This window comes from Chryseobacterium ginsenosidimutans, assembly GCF_024807225.1.
GTDB lineage: Bacteria > Bacteroidota > Bacteroidia > Flavobacteriales > Weeksellaceae > Chryseobacterium > Chryseobacterium ginsenosidimutans.
Window position 1 is genome coordinate 1,490,968 of sequence record NZ_JANUCO010000001.1, and the last position, 22,267, is coordinate 1,513,234.

The 22,267-nt window shown below is 35.1% G+C and carries 13 protein-coding genes and 1 pseudogene; all 14 read left to right on the top strand.

Annotated features, from left to right (window positions below; genetic code table 11):
• Window positions 1–90 precede the first annotated feature (90 nt).
• The 14 genes and pseudogenes from J3D55_RS07285 (at window position 91) to J3D55_RS07350 (ending at window position 22,259) form a co-directional block, all read left to right on the top strand.
• On the top strand, window positions 91–621 hold the full coding sequence (locus J3D55_RS07285) for a hypothetical protein (RefSeq protein ID WP_259129785.1): 531 nt from the start codon (window positions 91–93) through the stop codon (window positions 619–621).
• 477 nt (window positions 622–1,098) lie between these two features.
• The gene (locus J3D55_RS07290; RefSeq protein ID WP_259129801.1) at window positions 1,099–2,061 is read left to right on the top strand and encodes a hypothetical protein; all 963 of its coding nucleotides are present in this window, start codon (window positions 1,099–1,101) and stop codon (window positions 2,059–2,061) included.
• A gap of 190 nt (window positions 2,062–2,251) precedes the next feature.
• Window positions 2,252–2,656 (top strand): type VI secretion system tube protein TssD, encoded by a 405-nt coding sequence (tssD, locus tag J3D55_RS07295; protein WP_259129802.1) that lies wholly within the window; start codon window positions 2,252–2,254, stop codon window positions 2,654–2,656.
• 285 nt (window positions 2,657–2,941) lie between these two features.
• A complete protein-coding gene (locus tag J3D55_RS07300) occupies window positions 2,942–5,437 on the top strand; it encodes an ATP-dependent Clp protease ATP-binding subunit (protein WP_259129805.1) in 2,496 nt (831 codons plus the stop codon).
• Between the two features lie 68 nt (window positions 5,438–5,505).
• Entirely contained in the window at window positions 5,506–6,375 is an 870-nt protein-coding gene (locus J3D55_RS07305) for a lytic transglycosylase domain-containing protein (RefSeq protein ID WP_259129817.1), read from the top strand.
• Window positions 6,376–6,422: 47 nt separating this feature from the next.
• A complete protein-coding gene (locus J3D55_RS07310; RefSeq protein WP_259129826.1) occupies window positions 6,423–8,360 on the top strand; it encodes a type VI secretion system Vgr family protein in 1,938 nt (645 codons plus the stop codon).
• Between the two features lie 2 nt (window positions 8,361–8,362).
• Complete coding sequence (locus tag J3D55_RS07315; protein WP_259129829.1) at window positions 8,363–9,859, top strand: hypothetical protein; 1,497 nt, start codon at window positions 8,363–8,365, stop codon at window positions 9,857–9,859.
• Between the two features lie 4 nt (window positions 9,860–9,863).
• Entirely contained in the window at window positions 9,864–10,196 is a 333-nt protein-coding gene (locus J3D55_RS07320; protein WP_259129831.1) for a hypothetical protein, read from the top strand.
• Window positions 10,197–10,709: 513 nt separating this feature from the next.
• A complete protein-coding gene (locus J3D55_RS07325) occupies window positions 10,710–11,720 on the top strand; it encodes a DUF2931 family protein (RefSeq protein WP_259129834.1) in 1,011 nt (336 codons plus the stop codon).
• A 433-nt stretch (window positions 11,721–12,153) separates the two neighbouring features.
• Complete coding sequence (tssD, locus tag J3D55_RS07330) at window positions 12,154–12,567, top strand: type VI secretion system tube protein TssD (protein WP_259129836.1); 414 nt, start codon at window positions 12,154–12,156, stop codon at window positions 12,565–12,567.
• A gap of 242 nt (window positions 12,568–12,809) precedes the next feature.
• Window positions 12,810–14,970: pseudogene (locus J3D55_RS22670) on the top strand (type VI secretion system Vgr family protein).
• 181 nt (window positions 14,971–15,151) lie between these two features.
• Window positions 15,152–15,910, top strand: coding sequence for an IS5 family transposase (locus tag J3D55_RS07340; RefSeq protein WP_259127825.1), 759 nt, complete (start codon window positions 15,152–15,154; stop codon window positions 15,908–15,910).
• A gap of 148 nt (window positions 15,911–16,058) precedes the next feature.
• The gene (locus J3D55_RS07345; RefSeq protein ID WP_259129837.1) at window positions 16,059–17,318 is read left to right on the top strand and encodes a tetratricopeptide repeat protein; all 1,260 of its coding nucleotides are present in this window, start codon (window positions 16,059–16,061) and stop codon (window positions 17,316–17,318) included.
• Window positions 17,319–17,510: 192 nt separating this feature from the next.
• Window positions 17,511–22,259, top strand: a complete 4,749-nt coding sequence (locus J3D55_RS07350; RefSeq protein ID WP_259129840.1) for an RHS repeat-associated core domain-containing protein — start codon at window positions 17,511–17,513, stop codon at window positions 22,257–22,259.
• The last annotated feature ends 8 nt before the right edge of the window (window positions 22,260–22,267 follow it).

Below are 22,267 nucleotides of genomic sequence, written 5' to 3' on the forward strand. Positions count from 1 at the left end.
TATTTTTTTGAATTAAATTAAAATAAAAATATTTTAGATTAAAATTTATGGTATTTTTGATCAAATAATCACATTAAAAAGTAACCCTTTATGATTAGAAAAAACTTTATTGGTCTTTGTCTTTTGGCAGGACTTTCTGTGATCTCATGTAATAAAAACGAATCAAAGCATGGAAAAAACAAAGCCGATTCGTCTATTGTTTCTCAATCTGAAAATCATACTTCAGAGGCTGTTAAGAAACAGGATTCTGCCGAAAACGATCCTGAAAAGATTGAAAATGCAGAAGAAAAAGATCCGAAATCCACAGTTTCCAAAACGCTGGTTGAAGGGAAATTTGTTGCAAATACCTGTGATGGCGGAAGATTTTCTATGGAATTTAAAAATGTAGACGGGAAACCGACTTTTAAAATTTTCGATAAGACAAAAATAATTGCTGCAGGCAATGTTTCCTCCGAAAGTGATGAAAAAACAGGCGAAATAACTGCCGTTACCATGGGAGAAATCGGTGGTTTGTATGAAGGAGATAAAATTGTGGTTCAGAATTCAGGAAATTCAATGAACGAATTTGAGCATTTTTCGCAATGTGGCGACAAATATCTCGAATTTATTAAACAGAAATAATTAGTAATGGTTTATAAGTAAGCAGCATGCGGTTTTGTGTGCTGTTTTTTTTTGCTTAAAAATAATTAACAGAAAACTTTATTAGAAGCTATTTCCCGCTTTCCGCACTCGCTATTTTGTTTGTTTCGTTGCGGCGGCTTTGCCGCCGCAACGAAACAAACAAAATGAGCTCAAACAATTGCTCCAATCGGGGCTAGGAATTTTGTTGTTCTTTCAACAGTTGGAAATAAACCCGTAGTTTGTCATTCGATAGGAATCCAGGCGCGAATCTTCCATAATTATTTTCTAAAGCAACCGAAGCCTTGACAAGGCTCATTCAACACCCTGTTTGTCATTCTTAAATAACTTTACACCAAATCTAAAAGAAAAAAAGAGCTAAAACTAATTTTAAAAAAGCTTAAAATTAAATCCCTAAAAACTATTTTGTAAAATAGAATTTTTAGCCTAAATTAGGTAGAGCCAAAAAAACAAAAATATATGATTGTTCATTTTATCCTTTCCGGAGAAACGCTGGAAAGTATATCTGAAGAAATTAATCTCGAAAACCCACAATATCTTAAAGAATTTCACAATACACATTGTGCAAGAGAAGATCTTATATCCGATCAGTTAATTCCGCGTAGAAAACTTTTGATTCCCGATCTCAATAAAATAAAGGAGTATAACAGTAAAAATGATGCGCCCTTCAAAAATCCCAGATTAAATCCCGAAATCCCTTTCAATCCTGAAAATTTCAGCAAAATATATTCAGTTATAAACACAGAAATTACAGAGAACGAACTGGAAAAAAGAAGCAATATTCTTTCGTACACGGTTTCTGTAAAATGGATCAAAAAAGAAGGATCTTTCCATATTTTTCACTTATTTAAAAACAATTTTTCCGACGAACATGGAAGTATGATGGCAGATCTTGCGTCACAATCCATCCGTTCTCTCCATCCGATTGAGGTAAAAACAGATGATAAAGGTGAAATTGTAAGTGTTACATTAACTCAGGAAACGATCAGTAATTTTGGGAAGATCAAGGAACGATTATACGATCTTTTCTCCGATAAATACGCGAAAATTTATCTTGAGGAGTTTGAATTTGCTGTTTTAGATAAAGACTTATTTAATGACAGAATGAAAGAAGATGTTTTTATTAAAACCTATTTTGCATCTTTGAGAAATAAGTTTACCAATGGAAAATCTTACTTTACACAAACGATCGGAGAAGAAAATATTCCTATTGTTATTCATCAAAAAGTTGAAAATCCGGAATATGATGAGGAAATTGTTCTCCAACAAAACATAATTTTCCCTGAAAAAGATAAAAGCTTCACAGGAAAATATACGCTTTACATAGAAACAGGAATGGTAAAAGAATTTGAAATTCAGTACAATATTTCTCAGTTTGGTGCGAAAAATTCTAGCTTTTTTATTGTTAAAGAATTGTCTTAGACTCCTTTAAACAAAAGAAATATTACATAAATGTTAAATCTATTGTCGTAGAATTACTACATCAAATCGTAGAAATACTACAAAAATTAAGATTGAGGTTGAAAAGCTTTCAGAAAGAAATTCCCTGTCCTATCTTTGTTAAACAATCACCGAATCACAAAATATTATTAACGATTAAAATTTACCAATCATGGCAGCAAATTCAAGAGGAATCTTAAAATTCAACGGAGGCGAAGGTCAAAAATTATTAAAGCTAAACTACAGTGTATCAAGATCTACGGATGTATCTGGTAGAGTGGCTTCAGACCCATCAAACGCATTGATCAAACTTACAGTAGAAGCTACTGAAAAATCAGACATCTTAGAAAGTTTACTAAACGGAAAGTATAAACCTACAACAGGAGAAATTACTTTCAACAAATCTCACGAAGAAGGTACTTTAATTACTCTGAAGTGGACAAACGGATACGTTATTCAGCATGAAGTAGACTTCGACGCAGTAGACGAAAACAGTATGTTGATCAGCTTTATCGTAAGCGCCGAAACAATTGACTACGGAAATTCTAATTTCGACGGTTTTTGGCCAACAGCTTAGAAAAATTTTACAAGTTAACATTCATAAAAAGAAAGACTGTCCCTTTAAGACGGTCTTTTTTTACCACCAACATATGGTATATCTGATGGTAATTTGTTATGCTAAGAATAAAATTGGTTTGTCACATTATCAAGACATATTATTATGTTCTGAAAAAAAACTAATATCTTAGTAAACAATAAAAGTTCAGACGATTATGGATTAATTTTTGCTGATATTTAGCCAAAACATAATCGATGAAGCCACCAAAATCAGAGATAATATTAATTTTGAGAAAAAATACACATGGGAGTACTAGTAACCAATGAGACTGTAAAACAGCTTTTTCATATTGCACAATCCATCGCGAGGGAAAATTATAACGGAACTTACGGCGGACCGCATATTTTGCAGGCTTTAATGCATAAAGATATTGGTCTTAATGAGTTTTTGAAAAGTATTGATAAAGATCCGGGATATTTCTACGAATGGGCAGATGTACGAATCGAAGATTATCCCAAAACAACACATCTTCCCAACGATATTGGTGAGGATGAATTTGTTGATAATATCGTTGAAGAAGCAGATGATATCCGTTTAAAATTAGGATTGGATGAGATTACTCCGGTTTGTATTTTAACGGCTATTGTAAAACCTCAGGTTGCTTTTACACTGCAACAGCTTAAATCTCTGCCGCTTAGAGAGCATGAGATTTTCAATTTATACAGAAAAGATACACCCTACGAAACTTCGGATAACGGAGAATTTTCTTCAATTTTTTCAAACGGATCAGAGTATTCGGATAATTCTTTTCCGTCTATTAAAAGTTATTGTGTCGACAGAACGGCTCAGGCAAGAAAGGGCGAGTTGGAAAACATTATCGGAAGAGATAAAGAACTCAGAATGTTGGTTGAAATTCTTTGCCGAAGAACCAAACCGAATGTCATCATCATCGGAGAACCGGGAGTTGGAAAAACGGCTTTAGTAGAAGGTTTCGCTACCGAAATTATTAAAGGAAACGTGCCTGAAATGTTGAAAAACGGAACGCTTTTAGAGCTTGACACAGGAGCCTTATTAGCCGGAACTTCTTATAAAGGCGAAATTGAAGATCGTCTTAAAAAAGTAATTAATGAATGTAAAAAGATCGAAAAAGCCATTCTTTTTATTGATGAAATTCACACGCTTTTAGATCCGAAAGGAAGCATCGGAAATGTTGCTAATTTGTTGAAGCCTGAATTGGCAAGAGGTGAAATCACCGTAATCGGAGCAACAACTCAGGAAGAATATAGAAAAATTATAGAGCCGGAACAGGCTTTCAATCGTCGTTTTGAAGTTTTAACAGTGAATGAGCCGGATGAAAAAACCTGCGTTAAAATGATCGACGTTTTATTAGACGGCTACAAAAAACACCACGGAATTGAAGTGGAGAAAAACGCTATTCCGGAATGTGTTCGTTTGGCAAAAAGGTATGCAAAAGGTAAAAAATTGCCTGATGCAGCAATCGACTTGCTAGACAGAACAATGGCGGCGATCAAAATGCTTGATGAACTTTCAGAAAAAGAACTGGAAAGCTGGAAAGTAACCTATGAAGCGCTTCAAAACGAAGAATATTTCGACGAAAAAGATAAAGCCGACGAATTGGTCTGGAATTATAATTTGTTGAGAGATAAGATCAGCCCGATTTTGTGGGGATCTTTGAGTGAACAGCCGCAAATTGACAATTCAATGCCGGTTGATCAGATTCAAAAAATTATTGAAGACAGCTACGCAGAACTATTACAGCATGCATCAAAAAAGAGAGAAAAGGTTGACCGTTTGGAATTAGCGGCTGTAATGGCGGCAAAAACAAACATTCCGATCGGTAAAATCCAAGCTCAGGAAAAAGAAAAGCTTCTGAATATGGAAGGGCTTTTACTAAACAGAGTTGTCGGTCAGGATCACGCATTAAAAATTCTTTCTGATGCCATCGTTGAAAATCGAAGCGGATTGAATAAACCGGGACAGCCAATCGGTTCGTTCTTCCTTTTAGGACCGACAGGAACAGGAAAAACGGAACTGGCAAAATCTATGGCAGAGTTGCTTTTTAATGATGAAAAAGCGATGGTTCGTTTCGATATGTCAGAATTTAAAGAAGAACATTCAGCGGCGCTTTTATACGGTGCTCCTCCGGGATATGTCGGTTATGAGGAAGGAGGAATGTTGGTGAATAAAATCCGTCAGCAGCCTTATACGGTTGTTTTATTTGATGAAATTGAAAAAGCGCATCATTCTGTTTTTGATGTCTTTTTACAGATCATGGATGAAGGGAAAGTGCATGATAAGCTTGGAAAAGAAGGTGATTTCAGCAATGCAATTATTTTATTTACGTCAAATATCGGAAGCGAGGAAATTGTAAAGCAGTTTGAAGAAGGTAAAATCCCGGAATCAAAATCATTAATGCAGATTATGTCTAATTCAGGGCGTTTTAGACCGGAATTTTTGGCAAGAATTACAGAAATTATTCCTTTTGCACCAATTACAGAATCTATTGCGGAGAGAATTTTTAATATTCAGTTAAAATCACTTCATACTTCATTGATGAGATTAGGAATGAGCTTAAAAATCAGTGATGAAGCAGTGAAAAACTTAGCTTTAGGAGGATTTAGCAGTAAATATGGAGCAAGACAAATTTCCGGAGTGATAAGATCTCAACTGGCAAGACCGATCTCCAAAATGATTGTAAGAGAAGAAGTAAAATCCGGACAGACCCTTCATGTAGACTGGAATTCGGAAGAGGAAAAACTTAACTGGAAAGTAGATTAAAGTAAAAAAAATTAAGATAAACAGGTAAAGAAAGCAAGAATTAACCTTCTTTGCCAAAACTAAAAATAATGAAACCAAATCTCAAAAATATCTTATTAACAGCAGTTTTACTGATGGGTTCACAACTCGTGAATGCACAGTTTCTTTCGGCTTCTGATACTTCGGAAAGCAGTGTTAAAAGATATAAGAATATCATTAATGCCAATAAAGATATTGTAGATTTTATAGAATATTCTTTGGTGGAAAAAGGTTTGCCGAGACATCTGAGAAATCTAGCTTTAATTGAATCTCATTTTGACAGGAAAATCACTTCCGGAGCCGGAGCAGTCGGAGTGTGGCAGTTTATGACCTCTCATGCCAATCATTATGGATTAACGGAACAAAACAGAACCGATCTTTATAAAAGTACCAAAACAGCAGCAATTTCCCTGACCAATTTGTATAAAAAATATAACAATTGGGTAACGGTAGTTGCAGCTTACAATTGTGGTGAAGGAAATATCGCCAAAGCAATGGCAGCGGCAAATTCTACTCAATATCATATTTTTTATAAATATCTTCCTGAAGAAACCATTAATCATGTTAAAAAATACCTGAACGCGTGTTACGCAACCGGAGAATTACAAAGCGTTTTGAGTGATTACAATTCGTCCAGAATGAATACGGTTTTCTTTGTAAATGGAGGAAGCAATAAAGATCTGGGAGGGTTTTCTGAAACTGAAATTAATGCAGGTTTTAGTTTAAATATCATTGCAGACGAACTGGATGTGGAAGTAAACAAACTCCTTTCATGGAATCCTGGAATTCAGGAAGAACTGCAACAGACAGGCGAAAGTACATTGCATCTGCCAATAGATCTGATGCCTGATTTTTTATTAAGAAAGACAAAAATACTTTCAAGATCAATGAAAGAAGGAAATACAACAAACACCAAATAATACGAACACTAAGCGATAATGTTTAACCTATCCAAATCACAGGTAATATGAAAACAGAATCACAAAATATACTAAAAAGCCCTTCATTCCGTCCATCTCAGAATGCCGACGGAATCTCGGAAAATCAACATGCCGGAATCAACAGATTGGTAAAACTTTCTTTGGTTATTGAAGGAAAAGTAATCAAGTATTACAAACATTTTAAACTGACTCAAAGCTCAAGGCGACACCATGAATTCAGTCTTGCGTTGGCTCATGATGCTTTGGGAGACCGACAAACTCACACGTTGGAGGAAGCGAATAAATTCCTTGGAAAACGTCTGACTGTCGTAATTTCTTATAAAGATATTGAAAGCAGTCCCGAAAGAACTTTTGTGGGAGTCATCACCGGAGTAGGATTCAGTCAGGAAAAAATGAGTCTCGGAAATATTGTTTTAACAGGATACAGTCCTACTATTTTGCTGGATGGAGCTCCTCATATTCAAAGTTTTGGAGGCGGATCGCCTGTCAATATGGGAATTATTGCCAATGAAGTCATTAAACAAGGTCTTGATTCCAGTCGTTTCGACGTGAGAGTTGATACGAATGATTATTCTCAGATTATTTACAGCAGCCAATACGACGAAACACATTACAATTATCTGGCGAGAATGGCTGAAGCGTATGGCGAACAGTTTTATTATGATGGTGAAGTGCTGCATTTCGGAAAGCTTCCGCAACAGAATAAACCTATTAAATTAACCTACGGAAGCAGCGCAAACGATATTAAAGTTGAATTAAAAGCTGTCCATACAAAACCACAATTTTACGGCTACAACAGCAATAAAAATGAAAAACTAACATCGGCGGAAACTCCTGTTCAGCATGTGGGAGACTTAGCAAAAACGGCGTATGCCCACAATGATAAAATTTATAAAACTCCGGCTTTACAAGTCGCACCGATAAAAGCATCTACGCATCTTGATGTAGAATATTCTCAAAAAAGCACATCTGGAAGTGAAGCGGTGAATGTATTTTTATTATCAGGAAATACAACAGTTCCGTTTTTGCATCCGGGTTGTGTGGTAGATGTTCAGATGCGAAAAGTAGATACCAACGAATCTTCTTATTTTACAAGAATCATGGTGACGGAAGTTACTCATGAGATCGATACGATTGGTCATTACACCGGAAGTTTTGAAGGGATTGCTTCAGACACCGGATTTTTACCGAAACCGGAATTTAAAACTCCCAAAGCGGAACCACAGATTGCAACGGTAATTTCCAATGCAGATCCGGAAGGTCAGGGAAGAATTCAGGTAAGATTTGACTGGCAGACCAATGATACGACACATTTTATCAGAATGATGAGTCCTGATGCGGGAGGAACAGATCAGGTGAACCAAAACAGAGGATACGTCGCGATTCCAGAAATCGGAGATCAGGTGATGGTGAATTTCGTTCACAGTCATCCCGACAGACCTTTCGTGATGGGCGGAATGTTCCACGGAGGAATCGGTCTTGGCGGCGGAATGGATAACAGAGTAAAATCTATCCAAACAAGAAGCGGTCACAGAGTGATTTTTACGGAAGATGAAAGTATCATTATCACCGATAAATCAGGAAACGAAATACATTTAGATACAACAGGAAGCAACATTACTATTACCGCTCCGGAAACTATGACCTTGAATTGTAGGAATATGAATATCAATGTTGGAGAAAATATGACAACCAACGTTGGTGTAAATAAATCTGATACTATTCTGGCAAATCATACTGAAAGTGTGGGTGCAATGAAAATGACTTCTGTTCTAGGTGATACAAGTATGTTTATTACAGGAAAACTGACTGAAATGATTGAAGGAGATGTGCATAGTGAAACGAAAAAAGAGAGAGTAGAGCTATCACATGATGATATTCAGTTTTCATCAAATAAAAGTATTAACAAAAATGCTCAATTGGAGATAAAGAATAATAGCGGAGAAATTAGTAAAAACCATTAATTATGTCGCGAACAAGAATTATTAAAGGTAAGTACATTAAAACAGTTGGTGAAAATTATAATATAACATCAGAAGGAAATATTTTTTCTACTGCAGGATCTCAAGTGCAGGAAAAAGGTGTTGATAATGGTGTTCAGTATGGGAATTTTGAAAGATTGGGAAGTAATATAAATGATGATTTTGAAATTTCATTTTCACTTAAGAAAGATGGAATGTATTCAACAGTAGTACCTTTCGGAATACTTGATTTTGAAGGGAATTATGAAAATGCCAATTTTGCTTTTAATTATTCTTTATCATTAAGTAATATAGACACTTTAGAATTTAAGATATTAAATGAAGATGGCAGTACACTTTATGCCATTACCAATTTGCCGGAATTCGTTGTAACGGCTAGAAGGCTTCCATTATTAGCAGAAGATATTATAAAACAAAAACTACAATATAATCCTTTAAAACCCGTAAATGTATGGGACTGGAAAAGCGTTTTTGATCCTTACAACATTACATCGGGTGATTATACTAAGATTGGTTCTTATATTATTTTTTGGGATGGTTTCGATAATAATGGTATATATGACAGCACAAAATTTAATGATAAGAAATTAAAAGCAGTTATCATTGCTAAAAAGAATGGCAAAGAAAAAACAAAAGAAGTTGAGTTTTCTACAAATTATGAAAAGGTTGATTGGGTAGATGTAAAGATTGATAAAAATAATAAAAGAATTGATACAACATTACGTGTTAACTTAAAAGATGGTGGAGCGGAAGGGTTGGAGTGTTCTTCATATTTAACAGGAGCTAGAGATGAAACACATTGGGAAGAAAGATGTCCTTGGGATAAGATACCTAAAAAAGATATTATAGCAGGTAAATCACCTATTAAAGAAAGAACAAGAAGCTTTGGAGACTTGGAAAAGTTAGCTCTTGATGGTCTTAATTATCATTGGGGACGAAATAAAAATCACGCAGCTGCTAAAGATGTTAAAATTATTGGAGAAGGGTATGAAGTGTACGTGAGTACAATAAATACTCAAGAAAAGTCTATGGATGATGTGAGCTTAATTTATAATACTAATGGAGCTTGGAAGAGATCGGGTAATCCTGGTTCTTTTACGTTGAATCCTATTACTTGGATAGGAAATTTAATATCTCGAGAAGCTATTTGTTATAATGTGGGCTATTTAAAAGGAAATACATGGAGATATAGAGAAGAAATGAATGAGGATATTGACTTTAAATTTACATCTGCTCACGAAATTGGTCACGAAATATTAAAATCTTTTGGAGGAACGGGTTACTCTTATGGTCATAAGGGAAGTGTTAATGTTGTTACTCAATCCATGAAAGATAATGCACCGGAATATCCTTCTTCTGGGGAAATAGATATTATGCCATATTATCCGAGTGATCCACCTATTTCTATTTATAATAGATATGCTGCAGCAGAAAAAGATGTTTTAAGTTTAATATGGTTAACTAAAATAAAAATTAATTAAAATCATGAAAATTCTTTTAATATTATTTGTAACATTCATTAGTTCATGTACTAAAACTACACCAAAATACATGCATGGTTATATATATAATTCACAAAAAAAACCCTTAAAAGGAATCAAAATCGAAGATCCTTATAACATCAGTTTATCCACATTTACTAATTCTAAAGGATATTTCAAAATCAATGCTTTATCAAAAGGAGAATTTTTATATGTGAAAAAAAATAATATAAAATTAGACTCAATTTATATAGTAAGAACCCATCCAGAACGAGGAGTTAGTTATGCTTTCGTTGAAGGAAGAAATGACACATTGTTTATTGACTTAAAAAAATAAAAATTATTCAAGAGAGATTTAATTTTTTTATGCAGAATCTGAAAAATATTAAAAAAATAGTTTTTGTAGCCTTATTGTATTCTTGTACAACACCAAAATTTTATCAAGGCTATATTTATAGTAATGAAAAACAACCTTTATCTGATGTCAAAGTCTGTGAAATAAATAAAAACAACTGTGCAATTACAGATAGCAAAGGTTTTTTTTAATGCAGAAAGATAAAAATTCAATTAATGATCTTCTTGTGTTTTTTTAAAATAAGCCTATAGATACAATAAAAACAGTTTGGAGCCAACATGGAGAAAAGCTGAACTATTCATTTCTTGAAGGTAAAAAAGATACATTATTTATTGATTTAAAATAACTAGAATTGATATCTTGAGGTTACTATCTTTCTAAAATAATGGATGTTAGAGTTTAGATAAGGCAAAAGAAATATACAAGATGGATAAATCCCTAATTAAAATAATAATCTATTTTTTATTCATAACCCAAAACCTCAGCTGCCAAGATATGAAACAAAAAAACCTGCCTGAATTTCAAGTAGAGATTTGTTCTCCTACTAATGATTACTTAATAGAATTTGTAAGCGATAAAATTTTTACATTAGAAGGCAATGGCGCAAGTTTACCTTATGGAGGTACTTCGGGAGAATGGGGCTATTCTGGATCTGGTTGGACTGAGCAACATGGGACACCAATAGGTGCAGATATTACCTATTACGCAGGTTATGAAGATACTTTTTATCATTTGAAAGTTGATTTTCCGTTAGATAAGATCAAAGATTATATGGAACGAGCCTACGCACAAGATGGAGGAACAACAGAGGATAAAGCCCCTTTGGAAGAATACAAGCGACTGGGTAGAAATGAACGTTTCAGTGCAAATTATAATTCTTATAATAGTTTTTCTAACTTGGTTTTTGGTTTTGCTCCCAAAGGAATGGTTGTCGTATGGTTGCGTTATGGGATGGGTGTTCGGATAGAATTGGGTCGTTATCAAGCCGAAGTTATTAAAGAGGATAAAGAATTGGAGAAAAAACTATTTGCTAATTGGAGTATGAATCGTCAGGAAGTTAGAGCGAGAGATTTTAATCCAGAAGCATCACCTCAAGAATGGGACAATTATCGGATAAGATATGCTTACAAACCAGCAATTACCGGTGAAAATAAATCACTTCGATTATTTGAAATGAATTTCCACTACTATAATGCAGAGTTAGAAATTATGCTTCGCCCTTGGATTAATAATATTCCGGTAAAAGAAAGAGCTATTCCGAAAGAAATTAGCTTCGTTTGGGAAACGGGAAAAGATCAGCAATTTGTGGGGAGAGCTTATTTCAGTTGGGAAAAGACCAATGAAGCATTTAAGAAAGCAGGGAAAAATGCAAAATTAGAATTCAAAATAGCATCGGATAACAGCAATTTTGAAATATTATTAAACAATCAACCTTTAGAATCTGACAGTACAAGAGTTTTCAAAACTGAGAATGAATATAAAGATTCTTATAATGATTATAATTAAGAATAAAACTTACTCCAATAATAGAATGGATTTGAGATTATAAAGAATTGTACAAGTGATTCCACAAGTTTTATAAAAAAAGATTCCGGAAGATTTTAAATTTCCCGGAATTTTTTTTGCCTGAAAATCAATTTAAGATATGTTAACAATTATTAAAAATATCTTAAATAAATCTTAATATTTCCCTATTAAGTGTGAAAATAAAGTAGAATTATTTCAAAAATTATCAATTTAATTATTTGATTTTTAAATAAATATAAAATTAATTATTTCTATTGTCGTAGAATTACTACACCGAATCGTAGAACTACTACAAAAAATAAAATTGCCATTTAAAAACTTTCAGATTAAAAAAAGGTGATCTATCTTTGACTCAACAAATCACACACACCACATCAAATCACAAAATATTAACGATTAAAATTTACAAATCATGGCAGCAAATTCAAGAGGAATCTTAAAATTCAACGGAGGAGAAGGTCAAAAATTATTAAAACTGAACTACAGTGTATCAAGATCTACAGACGTTTCTGGTAGAGTAGCTTCAGATCCTTCCAATGCATTGATCAAGGTTACCGTAGAAGCTACTGAAAAATCAGACATTCTAGAGAGCTTACTAAACGGAAAATACAAGCCTACAACTGGCGAAATCACTTTCAACAAATCTCACGAAGAAGGTACTTTAATTACTCTTGGATGGAAAAACGGATATGTGATCCAACATGAAGTAGACTTCGACGCGGTAGACGAAAACAGTATGTTGATCAGTTTTATCGTAAGCGCTGAAACTATTGATTACGGAAACTCTAGCTACAAAGGTCTTTGGCCAGGAGGAAACTGGGGATAACTAAAATTTACAATCATCTTAGTAAAAATAAAATTGGTAAACAGAATAGTGCAGCTCTCAGAGAGTCAGCTATTCTGTTTTTTTCTTTTTTGAAACTAAATTATTCTATTTTTTCAATTTAATGAGTTGAAAATTCAGTCTTTAAATTGAAATTTGATTAATGAGAATTTATTTGATTTTTATCGAATAAATTTTAGCGTTTAAAAACAAAACACCCACAAATCAAGCAAAATCTTAAGGCTATGTTTCAAGATAACAATACGCCAAAAATGCCTTCTCCCGCAGGAAAATCTTCTATGACAAAACAAATGGGAGAGATGGCAAAAGATCAGGCGGTAAACAAAGCTACAGAAAAAATTCAGCAACAAACAAGCGGAACGGTTCAGAAAACAACACATAAACTGACGCAGGTTCAGGCTTACACTGGTGTTGTTCAGGGCGCTTCCGGAATGTTGATGAATCAAAATCTGCAGCCCAATTCGCCCACTTTGGTAGAAGATAAAGTTTGGTCTCAACAGCCCACTTCAAAAATACATAATGCCAATACAATTCCCGAAAACCAGATTCAGGGGATCAACCGTGTCGTAAAGTTAGACATTGTTGTAGAAGGCAAAACATTAAAACATTTTAAGCACTTTCAGTTAAAACAAAGCGCAAGCAAGCATCATGAATTCAGTCTGATGCTGTCTCACGATACATTGGGAAGCGCAGAAAATCACAATCTTGAGGAAGCTCAGAACTTTTTGGGCAAAAGAATTACGGTTGTTTTTAAATATAAAGACGTAGAAGACGGTCCCGAAAGAAGTTTTGTAGGAGTCATTACCGAAGTAGGTTTCAGCCAGGAAAAAGGCAGTTTAGGAAATATTGTTCTTACAGGTTGCAGTCCCACAGTTCTGTTGGATGCTGCTCCACATATTCAAAGTTTTGGAGGAGCGCAGGAAATTAGTTTAAATAATATTGCAGATCAGGTAATTAAAGAAGGTCTCGGACAAGGAAAATACGATTTTAGAGTAGATTCTCAACACGGGAATGTTTCTTACAGCTCGCAATACGAAGAAACCCACTACAATTACTTGGCTCGAATGGCTGAAGCATATGGCGAACAGTTTTATTATGACGGAGAAGTGCTGCATTTCGGAAAACTTCCACCTCAGGAACAGCCGATAAAATTAACTTACGGAAGCAGTGTCAATGATGTTAAAATTAGAATGAAAGCGCAACATGTTAATCCAAGTTTCTACGGTTACAACAGCAGTAAAAATGAAAAATTAACAACAGGAAATTCAAAAATTTCTCACACTTCCGATATTGCGAAACGCGCTTACGAAATTTCAGAAAAAACATTCACAACGCCTTCATTAAGAGTTGCTCCGATTAAAGCGGCATCTTTTATGGATGTTGAAACTTCACAAAAAGGAACGGCAGGAAGTAAAGCTTCCGACGTGTTTGTAACATCCGGAACGACCACGGTTTCCGTTTTTATATCCGGGTTGCATCGCAGATATTGAGATGCGAAAAACTGACAGTAATGAAACCTCTTATTTCACAAAATTAATGATTCTTGAAGTGAATCATGAAGTGGATGCAAGAGGATATTATACAGGAACTTTCGACGCGATTGCTTCTGACACAGGTTTTATCCCGCGTCCGGAATTTCAGACTCCAAAAGCGGATGCACAGTTCGCAAAAGTAATTTCCAATACCGATCCTTTAAATCAGGGAAGAGTTCAGGTACAATTTGACTGGCAAAATGGTTCTACCACTACAGAATATATCCGTGTCATGACTCCCGATGCAGGAGGAAGTGATAAAGTAAGCAAAAACCGAGGATTCATGGCGATTCCCGAAGTTGGAGATCAAGTTGTGGTCAATTTTGCGCATCAACATCCCGACAGACCTTTCGTCATGGGAGGAATGTTTCACGGTGGAGTTGGCGGCGGAGGCGGAGCCGGAAATAACATTAAAAGTTTAAGCAGTAAAAGCGGTCACACCGTAAGTTTGGACGATGGTGGCGGAATTACCATAAAAGATAAAGACCAAAACAATATGTTTTTGGATGGAGCTGGGAAGATCAGTGTTGAAAGCAAAGTTTCAATCACATTAACCTGCGGAAGCAGCTCTATTTTCATGGATAAAGATGGAAATATTGTGATTAAAGGAAAAGAAATTATGGTTCAGGGTGATAATATCGGAGTAAGCGGAACGGCAAGCGTCGGAATCGGCGTTGGTCAGGAAGGTGCAGATCCTACTTCAGGAATCGGAATCGAATCGAGTACTTTAGATATTGGAACGACGACACTTTCAATGGGTGCAAAAACCGAAGCCAATCTTAGTAGCGCGAAAATCAACATCGGCGGCGGAAGTGAAACGAATATCGTAAGCGGAACTGTAAAACTGAATTAAAGTCTGTTTAAAGTTTAGTTGAAAATTTTTTTAAAGTTTCCCTTAAATAATCTTAATTAAATAAACTTGTTTATTTTCTTTTAACATTAAGAGCCTGTTTAAAAAATTAATAAAAAAAAAGAGTAAGGGTAAGAAGTTGAATAAAAATTGTCATTTTAGAGTTGCAAAACAAAAAACTTCAATGTATCCAACAGACTTAACCCAAACTCAGTGGCAATTTATAAAAAAAGCATTAGATTTTGATGACAGAAAACGAAAATATGATTTGATTATCATTTGGAATGCTATTAATTATTTGGTAAAAACAGGCTGCCAATGGAGACTTTTGCCTCATGATTTTCCAAAATGGCAATTGGTTTATTACTATTATTCAAAATGGTCAAATCTGGAGATTTTCGATTTATTATTATCAAAATTAAGAGAGAAAGTACGTCGGGATAGAGGCCAGAAATCGCAGGCAAGTTTAGGAATTATGGACAGCCAGAGTGTTCGTTGGGGAAATAACCGTTCACTCAATGGCTTTGACGGAGCCAAAAAAGTAAAAGGAATCAAAAGACACGTCGTGGTAGATAAAAACGGGTTTTTGTTAGCCGTAATGGTAAGTGTAGCCAATATTCATGACAGTAAAGCGGCATTATTGCTGATGAAAACATTGCGATATTTACTAATTCCGCTTCAGGTAATCTTAGCGGACGGAGGTTACAGAGGGGGTATTATTGAGGAAATAAAAACTAAATTAGGCTATATCATTCAAATCGTTATGCGGAGTGACAAAAAAGAAAAAGGATTTGAGCCACTCCATAAAAGATGGATTGTTGAACGTACTTTTTCATGGTTTGATAATGATAGAAGGCTATGCAGAAATTATGAACTCCTAATGGAAACTTCCGAAAATATGGTCAAATTATCCGCTATAAAATTATTACTTAATAAAATTTAAACAGGCTCTAAGTAATTCAGGTTTTTAAAGGTGGATTTTTAAGAAATCTATAAATTGATTTTAAATTAAAATTGTTAAGAAAAATGAACTTAATTTCTTAATGTTAAAAATAATATCAAAATTTAAACAAGCTCTTAAAATTAAACTAATGAATCCTGTAGATCTGGAGTTGGTAAAATTAAAAAGACAATGGCATAATGTCGTTAAAGCAAACGCAGAAAAGCCAATGTTGATCTGTCTTGGCGAAAAACATGAAACCGATCTTTTTGATGGATTTATAAAATCAAGATTGGCTGAAGATTATGATGGTGAAGATGTTTTTTTGATTCATTATCAAGAATTTAACGGGATGGATTCTTTCGGACAGACTTTATTTGACGATTGGAAAGAATATTACGAATTACTGGAAAAAAGCGAAGAAAATATTCCTCAATGGGAACTGAACGGTTTTGATGAAAAGTTTAAGACAGATGCGTACAAAGCTTTTTTTCCTTTATTGGAATTAAAGAAAAACTTTCCCAATCTTAAAAATTCTAATATTTATTTGTACATCGCTCCGGTCCGAATCAGTGATATTAAAGAATTATCAATTTGGATAAAAGAATGGTGTAAACTCTGTGAGAAATCAGGAAACCAAGATATTAAACTGATTTGGGCAGAACATCACACCTACAAAACCTTACCTGAGAATTCTTCGGCGCACAGTTTCAGAGTTGAGGTTGATATTCATCAGTTGATGCAAAACACAGCTGCTCATACCAATCGAAAGAAAAACAGTGTAGACACAGATTTTCAGCAGCAGATTCTTACGGCAAGTAATCATTTAAGCAAAGGAAGATTCAGGGAAGCTGAATTTGCATTAAAAAACGCTGTTAAATTAGCTAAAGAACAAAAAAATAAAAAAGGAGAAATTTCTGCCTATTTTATGCTTACTCAGGCTTTTATCGCTGATAGAAAAAAGGAAAAAGCAGAAGATACATATCGAACAATATTTGAAGAAGTAGAACCCAATTCACCGCTGGAAGTTCAGATGTACATGAATTACGGAAGTTATTTATTGGGAAATTCAAAAAAATCAAAGGCAGAAAAAGCTTTCGAAAAAGCGGCAGAAGTCGCTCAGGAAATTGGCGAATATGCAATGGCAATCGAATGTTACAGGATCATCGGAACATTAAACGATACTGTTTTAACAAAAGATAAGATGATCGAATATTTCGAAAAATGCCTCAACATCGCAAAAGTAATGGAACCTTCGGCAAGAGAATCAAGCAGTTTGAAATTTATAGCCTCCATGCTTTTTATTAAATATGAAGGTGACAAAGACAAAAAAACAACATTGGATAACGAAATGAAAAATTATTTTGGTGATGATTGGAAGGTAAGCGTTGAAAAGCCAAAATATAGTTAAATCTGAAAAATAATTTAACCATTAAGATTTTGATTAAGAAGTTAAGATTATTAAGCGTTTGATGCTTTTAAATAAAAATCTATTTGATTTTTCTTAATAAAACTTAATTCCTTAAATATCCTTAATGGTTCAAAAAATTTTGAAAGGTTCTGCGATAAATTAAAACACACCAAATCTCAAACTAAAAGTATCATGGCAGATCAAAATAAAAATATAAAAAAGATAAAGGTTGCAAAGCCAGATATGAATCCGGATAGGTCTCTGAGTGTTTCTGCGGACGTTACTTCGTTCAGCATGGAAAAAACTACTCAAGGCTGGAAAAACGGAATGAAAAATAATTTTGACTCCCTGAATCCTGTTTCTATGGTAAAATCTATAGTGGGAGGAGAAAATGAGCAGCCAAAATCAAGCGGTGATGGAGGTGGAGGAACTTCTGTAACGGCAGAAAATGCTTCACCAAAAAGTAAAATTAAATTAATCAAGGTGAATACACCTGCAATTGTTCCCACGGCATTTCAGCACACGAGTAAACATTTTGATATTGTATTGGCGATCGATATCCACTGGACTTTGATTCCGCCACCGCCGTCATTTATGTTGATTCCGTTGCCGTTGCCGCATCCGTTTATCGGGATCGTTTTCGACGTGATGGATTATATCAAATTCACCATTCCGATTCCGCAATTTATCAGAAATTTAAAACCAGACCTTCCGGAAGGAATTCCGATGGGAGGTTCGATATACGTTCACGGAAGACACAAAGCCACGACCACGACGTCTGTAATGGGTGTTGTGATTCCTTTTAAACATGTTACTTCTTTGATTCCGGTTTACACCATTCCTTTTCCGCAGGAAGCTCCGCATGAAGGGGAAGTATATTATGGTGCTCAAACCGTTTTGGGACAGGGAAGTAAAATGAGCGGAAACCTGCCTCAACAGGTTCTTACTTGCATGGGATTACCTTTTGGCATGACGATGCTTCCTGCAATGCCCGACAAACCGAAGAAAAATCCGCTGGCTTATTTTGCTTTTTATAATAATTTTTCAAGTTTATATATCCAAATCAATACGGGAGGTCCTGTTTTGGTGGGCGGTGCTTTTGTTCCTCACGTTTATACGCCGGGAGAAATGCTGATGCGTTTTGCGGGAATGGCTTTGATGAGAGGGTTGACGAAAAGTTTAGGAAAAGGAGTTACCAAATTTAATCACTTTTTGCAGGGGAAATTCGGAAAGACAAATCCTGTTTCAAGAGTTTTGTGTAAAGTTGGTTTAGAACCTGTAAATTTCGCTTCCGGAGCAATGCTATTCGAGTGGGATGATTTTGAAATCGAAGCCGGAACTCCTTTAACATGGACAAATATTTGGTACAGCGACCGACCTTACAAAAATGGAATATTAGGAAACGGAATTTTCAATTCTCACGATTTATATATCGTTCCTGATGAAGAAGATGAGGTTGCAGCGTGGATTCATCCCGAAGAATTGCAGCCGATGCCGATTCCTGTTCCGCCGGTTGGGGAAGAATTAACGTATTACAGAAGTCAGAAAATCTGGCAATACCGTCCGAATGATACTATCTGGATCATCAGAAAAGAAACGGATATTTATACTTATAAACGTTTTCATCATATTACCGAAGGAAGTATTTTTAAAGTTATTCACATTGAATATGGTGACGGTACGATCCGGGAATACGATTATCAGGACAGAAATATTGTGTTGAAAAGCATTAAAGATGTTAAAAGCGGTTTCAGCATAGAAACGCTTCTTCATCCTGAACTTAAAAAAATTAGTGAGGTTTATTATTGTTATAAAAATAAAAAAGATCTGCAGGTTCGTTATGATTATGATGAACAAGGAAATCTTACGCATGTTTGGGATATTCATAAAAAAGCTATTGTTTTTGAATATGACGATCTTAATCGGGTGATCCGAAGAACCAACAGAAACGAGATGAGCTATCACTGGGAATATGATAAAAAAGACAGGGTAGTTCATACAAGAGGTCTGGAAGGTTTCATGGAAGGATTTTTAAATTATAATGATGAAGAAGGCTACACAGAAGTTATTTACCCAAAACAAAATAATAAAACCGAAAGATATTATTACGACGAAGATCTTTTAGTATACAAACAAGTCGATGGCGAAGGCGGAGAAACATGGTACGATTACACTTCCCACAACGAATTGAAAATGACCGGAACTCCGGAAGGAAGAGTTCAGGGATATACTTACGATGAATTTGGAAATATTAAAATTTTCCATACTCCGGATGGAGAAGAATATCATTATCAATACAATGAATTGGGACAGATTATTGCCCGATTTTCACCTTCAGGAACTTCAGAAATCTGGAATTATGATGAAGAAGGAAGACTATTAAGTTACACCGATCCGACTGAAGAAAGTGTTTATTATGAATATTTTAATGATGAAAAACTTCCTGAGAAAAGCACAAGACAGGAAATTGAAACTCGTTACGAATACAATAACAGGAATCAAATCGTTGGACTAACTAACAATATCGGCAATGAACAATACTGGAAATATGACGATTACGGGAGACTGTTGATTTTCAGTCCGAAACCTTTAAACAAAACGGTTTGGAACAGAGACAACATGGGAAGAGTGGTTGAGGTTAATGAACAAGGACAATTGCCACTAAAAATTCGTTACGACGCTTACGATCTTCCGGTGTATGCGACCGACGGAAAAGCGGAATGGCTCATGAGCTACACACCGATGGGAAGTTTGAAACGCCAGGTTCGTCGGAATGCTTCAACGTATAAAAAAGAAGAAACCTTAGTTTTCGGCTACAATGCGTATGAAAATCTAATGAGTATTACCAATGAAAAAGGTGAAGTTTATCGTTTTGAAAGAAATAATAACGACGATATTGTCGCTGAAACAGGTTTCGACGGACAGCAAAAATTCTTTGTAAGAGACAAAGACGGATTGGTCACTCAAACCCGAAATCCGCAAGGAAAAAATATCTTTTATGAATATGATTTAGGCGCAAGATTGACGCAGACTCATTATCCCGACGGAACCTGGGAAGCTTATCAATACGATACTTCAGGAATGTTGATGAAAGCTGATAATGAAAACAGCAGTGTAAGTTTCCAAAGAAATAAATTGGGATTGGTAACCAGCGAAAAGCAGGGCGAACATTCCATTAATTATGAATACGACGATCAGGGAAATCTGATAGGCTTAAAAAGTAGTTTAGGTGCAGAAATAGACTATTCTTACAACGATCTTGGTCAGCTTAACAATGTAAAAGCAACGACAAAAGATATTCATCAGCCTTGGCAAATGAATCTTGACATCAGCAGAAACGGAGAAGTTTTTTCCCGTAAAATGACGGGCGGTGTCGAAAGTACTTTCGAGTTCGATCATATCGGAATGCCGATCAGCCAAAAAGTAACGGTGAATAAAACCAATACCGCTTTTCATAAAGAGTATCATTGGGCAGCCGGAAGCCGATTGCTACAGGTTTTAGATCGTGTGACAGGTGGAAGAACCAGATTCGATTATGATGCTTTCGGAAGTCTTGTTGCTGCAGAATATTCAAATGGCGAAATTCAGTATAAAAATCCTGATGAAACAGGCTGTCTATACGAAAGCACAAAAAGAACCGACCGTATTTATGACAAAGGCGGAAAGTTGATGCGCGATAAAAATTGGTTTTATCATTACGATGAAGAAGGAAATTTATTGTTAAAAAGTAAAAGACCGATTAATAATATAAAATCAGATCAAAAAGAAGAAGAAAACAGTGCTCATCCTTACTATAAATCCATCGCCGAAGATTGGTTAAATGAACCGAAATTACAGGAAGGAAATATTCTGCCAAACGTTAACGAAAATTCTTCAACAGAGATTCAAAATCCTGAATGGGAGTCCGGAGATTGGGCATATTCATGGAACGCAAACGGAATGTTGCAGAAAGTAAAACGACCGGATGGAAAAGAGGTGGCTTTTGAATATGATGCACTCGGAAGAAGAATTTCAAAAATTGGAAATAGGGAAATAACTCGTTATATTTGGGATGATAATCTTCTTTTACATGAATGGAGCTATGATCTGGCTGGAGAGCCAAAAACTCTTGTCGATGATGAAGGAAATGTAATTATTAAAAAAGAACCTGTCGAAAATGTTGTTACCTGGATTTATGATAACAGTGATCAGGATGTACTTACTCCCATTGCTAAACTGATTAACGATAGGAAATATTCTGTAATAAGTGATTATCTGGGAACCCCGATTCAGGCTTTTGATGAAACCGGAAATATTGTCTGGGAAAGAGAACTGGATATTTACGGAAATGTAAAAAAGGAAAAAGGAGATTTTAATTTTATACCTTTCCAGTATCAAGGGCAGTATTTTGATCCTGAAATAGACTTAAGTTATAACAGATTCAGATATTATGACCGGTATTCCGGAGTTTATATAAGTCAGGATCCGATAGGTTTAATGGGAGGTCTGGCATTTTACAGTTATGTAGACGATGTCAATCTTCTTATAGACCCTTTTGGATTGGCTCCGTGGCCAAGAGGAGGTTTTAATGAATGGTTTAATAATGCTTCAGTTGCAGATATTGTTAAAAATAAATCGGCTGTATCAAGAGCGTTGAGAAATGGAGGAGGTATGCATGAGATGTTCCCGGTTTGTTTGGCTCCAAAATTAAAAGCTTTAGGTTTTACGGCAGAAGACATAAAAAATGCAAGTGTTCCTACAAAAGGATTGGTATTTAAAGATGTACCTGATCCTAAAACTGGCGAACTGCTTACAGGAGCACACCATAAAAGTGCTGCAAGTAAAATTTTCCATGATAATCTGATTGGTGATTTATCAGTAGCCAAAACAAAAATAGGAGCCAAGAGAATATCAAAACGACATCACACAAAACATGTGAAAGTGAAAAAAGTTTATAAATAAAATTAATA

What these genes read in the sequence shown, in the direction of transcription:
- J3D55_RS07315 (WP_259129829.1), top strand. Translation starts at nt 8,363, where the DNA reads ATGTCGCGAACAAGAATTATTAAAGGTAAGTACATTAAAACAGTTGGT.
- J3D55_RS07290 (WP_259129801.1), top strand. Translation starts at nt 1,099, where the DNA reads ATGATTGTTCATTTTATCCTTTCCGGAGAAACGCTGGAAAGTATATCT.
- J3D55_RS07340 (WP_259127825.1), top strand. Translation starts at nt 15,152, where the DNA reads ATGTATCCAACAGACTTAACCCAAACTCAGTGGCAATTTATAAAAAAA.
- J3D55_RS07345 (WP_259129837.1), top strand. Translation starts at nt 16,059, where the DNA reads ATGAATCCTGTAGATCTGGAGTTGGTAAAATTAAAAAGACAATGGCAT.
- J3D55_RS07310 (WP_259129826.1), top strand. Translation starts at nt 6,423, where the DNA reads ATGAAAACAGAATCACAAAATATACTAAAAAGCCCTTCATTCCGTCCA.
- J3D55_RS07285 (WP_259129785.1), top strand. Translation starts at nt 91, where the DNA reads ATGATTAGAAAAAACTTTATTGGTCTTTGTCTTTTGGCAGGACTTTCT.
- J3D55_RS07325 (WP_259129834.1), top strand. Translation starts at nt 10,710, where the DNA reads ATGAAACAAAAAAACCTGCCTGAATTTCAAGTAGAGATTTGTTCTCCT.
- tssD (WP_259129836.1), top strand. Translation starts at nt 12,154, where the DNA reads ATGGCAGCAAATTCAAGAGGAATCTTAAAATTCAACGGAGGAGAAGGT.
- tssD (WP_259129802.1), top strand. Translation starts at nt 2,252, where the DNA reads ATGGCAGCAAATTCAAGAGGAATCTTAAAATTCAACGGAGGCGAAGGT.
- J3D55_RS07350 (WP_259129840.1), top strand. Translation starts at nt 17,511, where the DNA reads ATGGCAGATCAAAATAAAAATATAAAAAAGATAAAGGTTGCAAAGCCA.
- J3D55_RS07320 (WP_259129831.1), top strand. Translation starts at nt 9,864, where the DNA reads ATGAAAATTCTTTTAATATTATTTGTAACATTCATTAGTTCATGTACT.
- J3D55_RS07300 (WP_259129805.1), top strand. Translation starts at nt 2,942, where the DNA reads ATGGGAGTACTAGTAACCAATGAGACTGTAAAACAGCTTTTTCATATT.
- J3D55_RS07305 (WP_259129817.1), top strand. Translation starts at nt 5,506, where the DNA reads ATGAAACCAAATCTCAAAAATATCTTATTAACAGCAGTTTTACTGATG.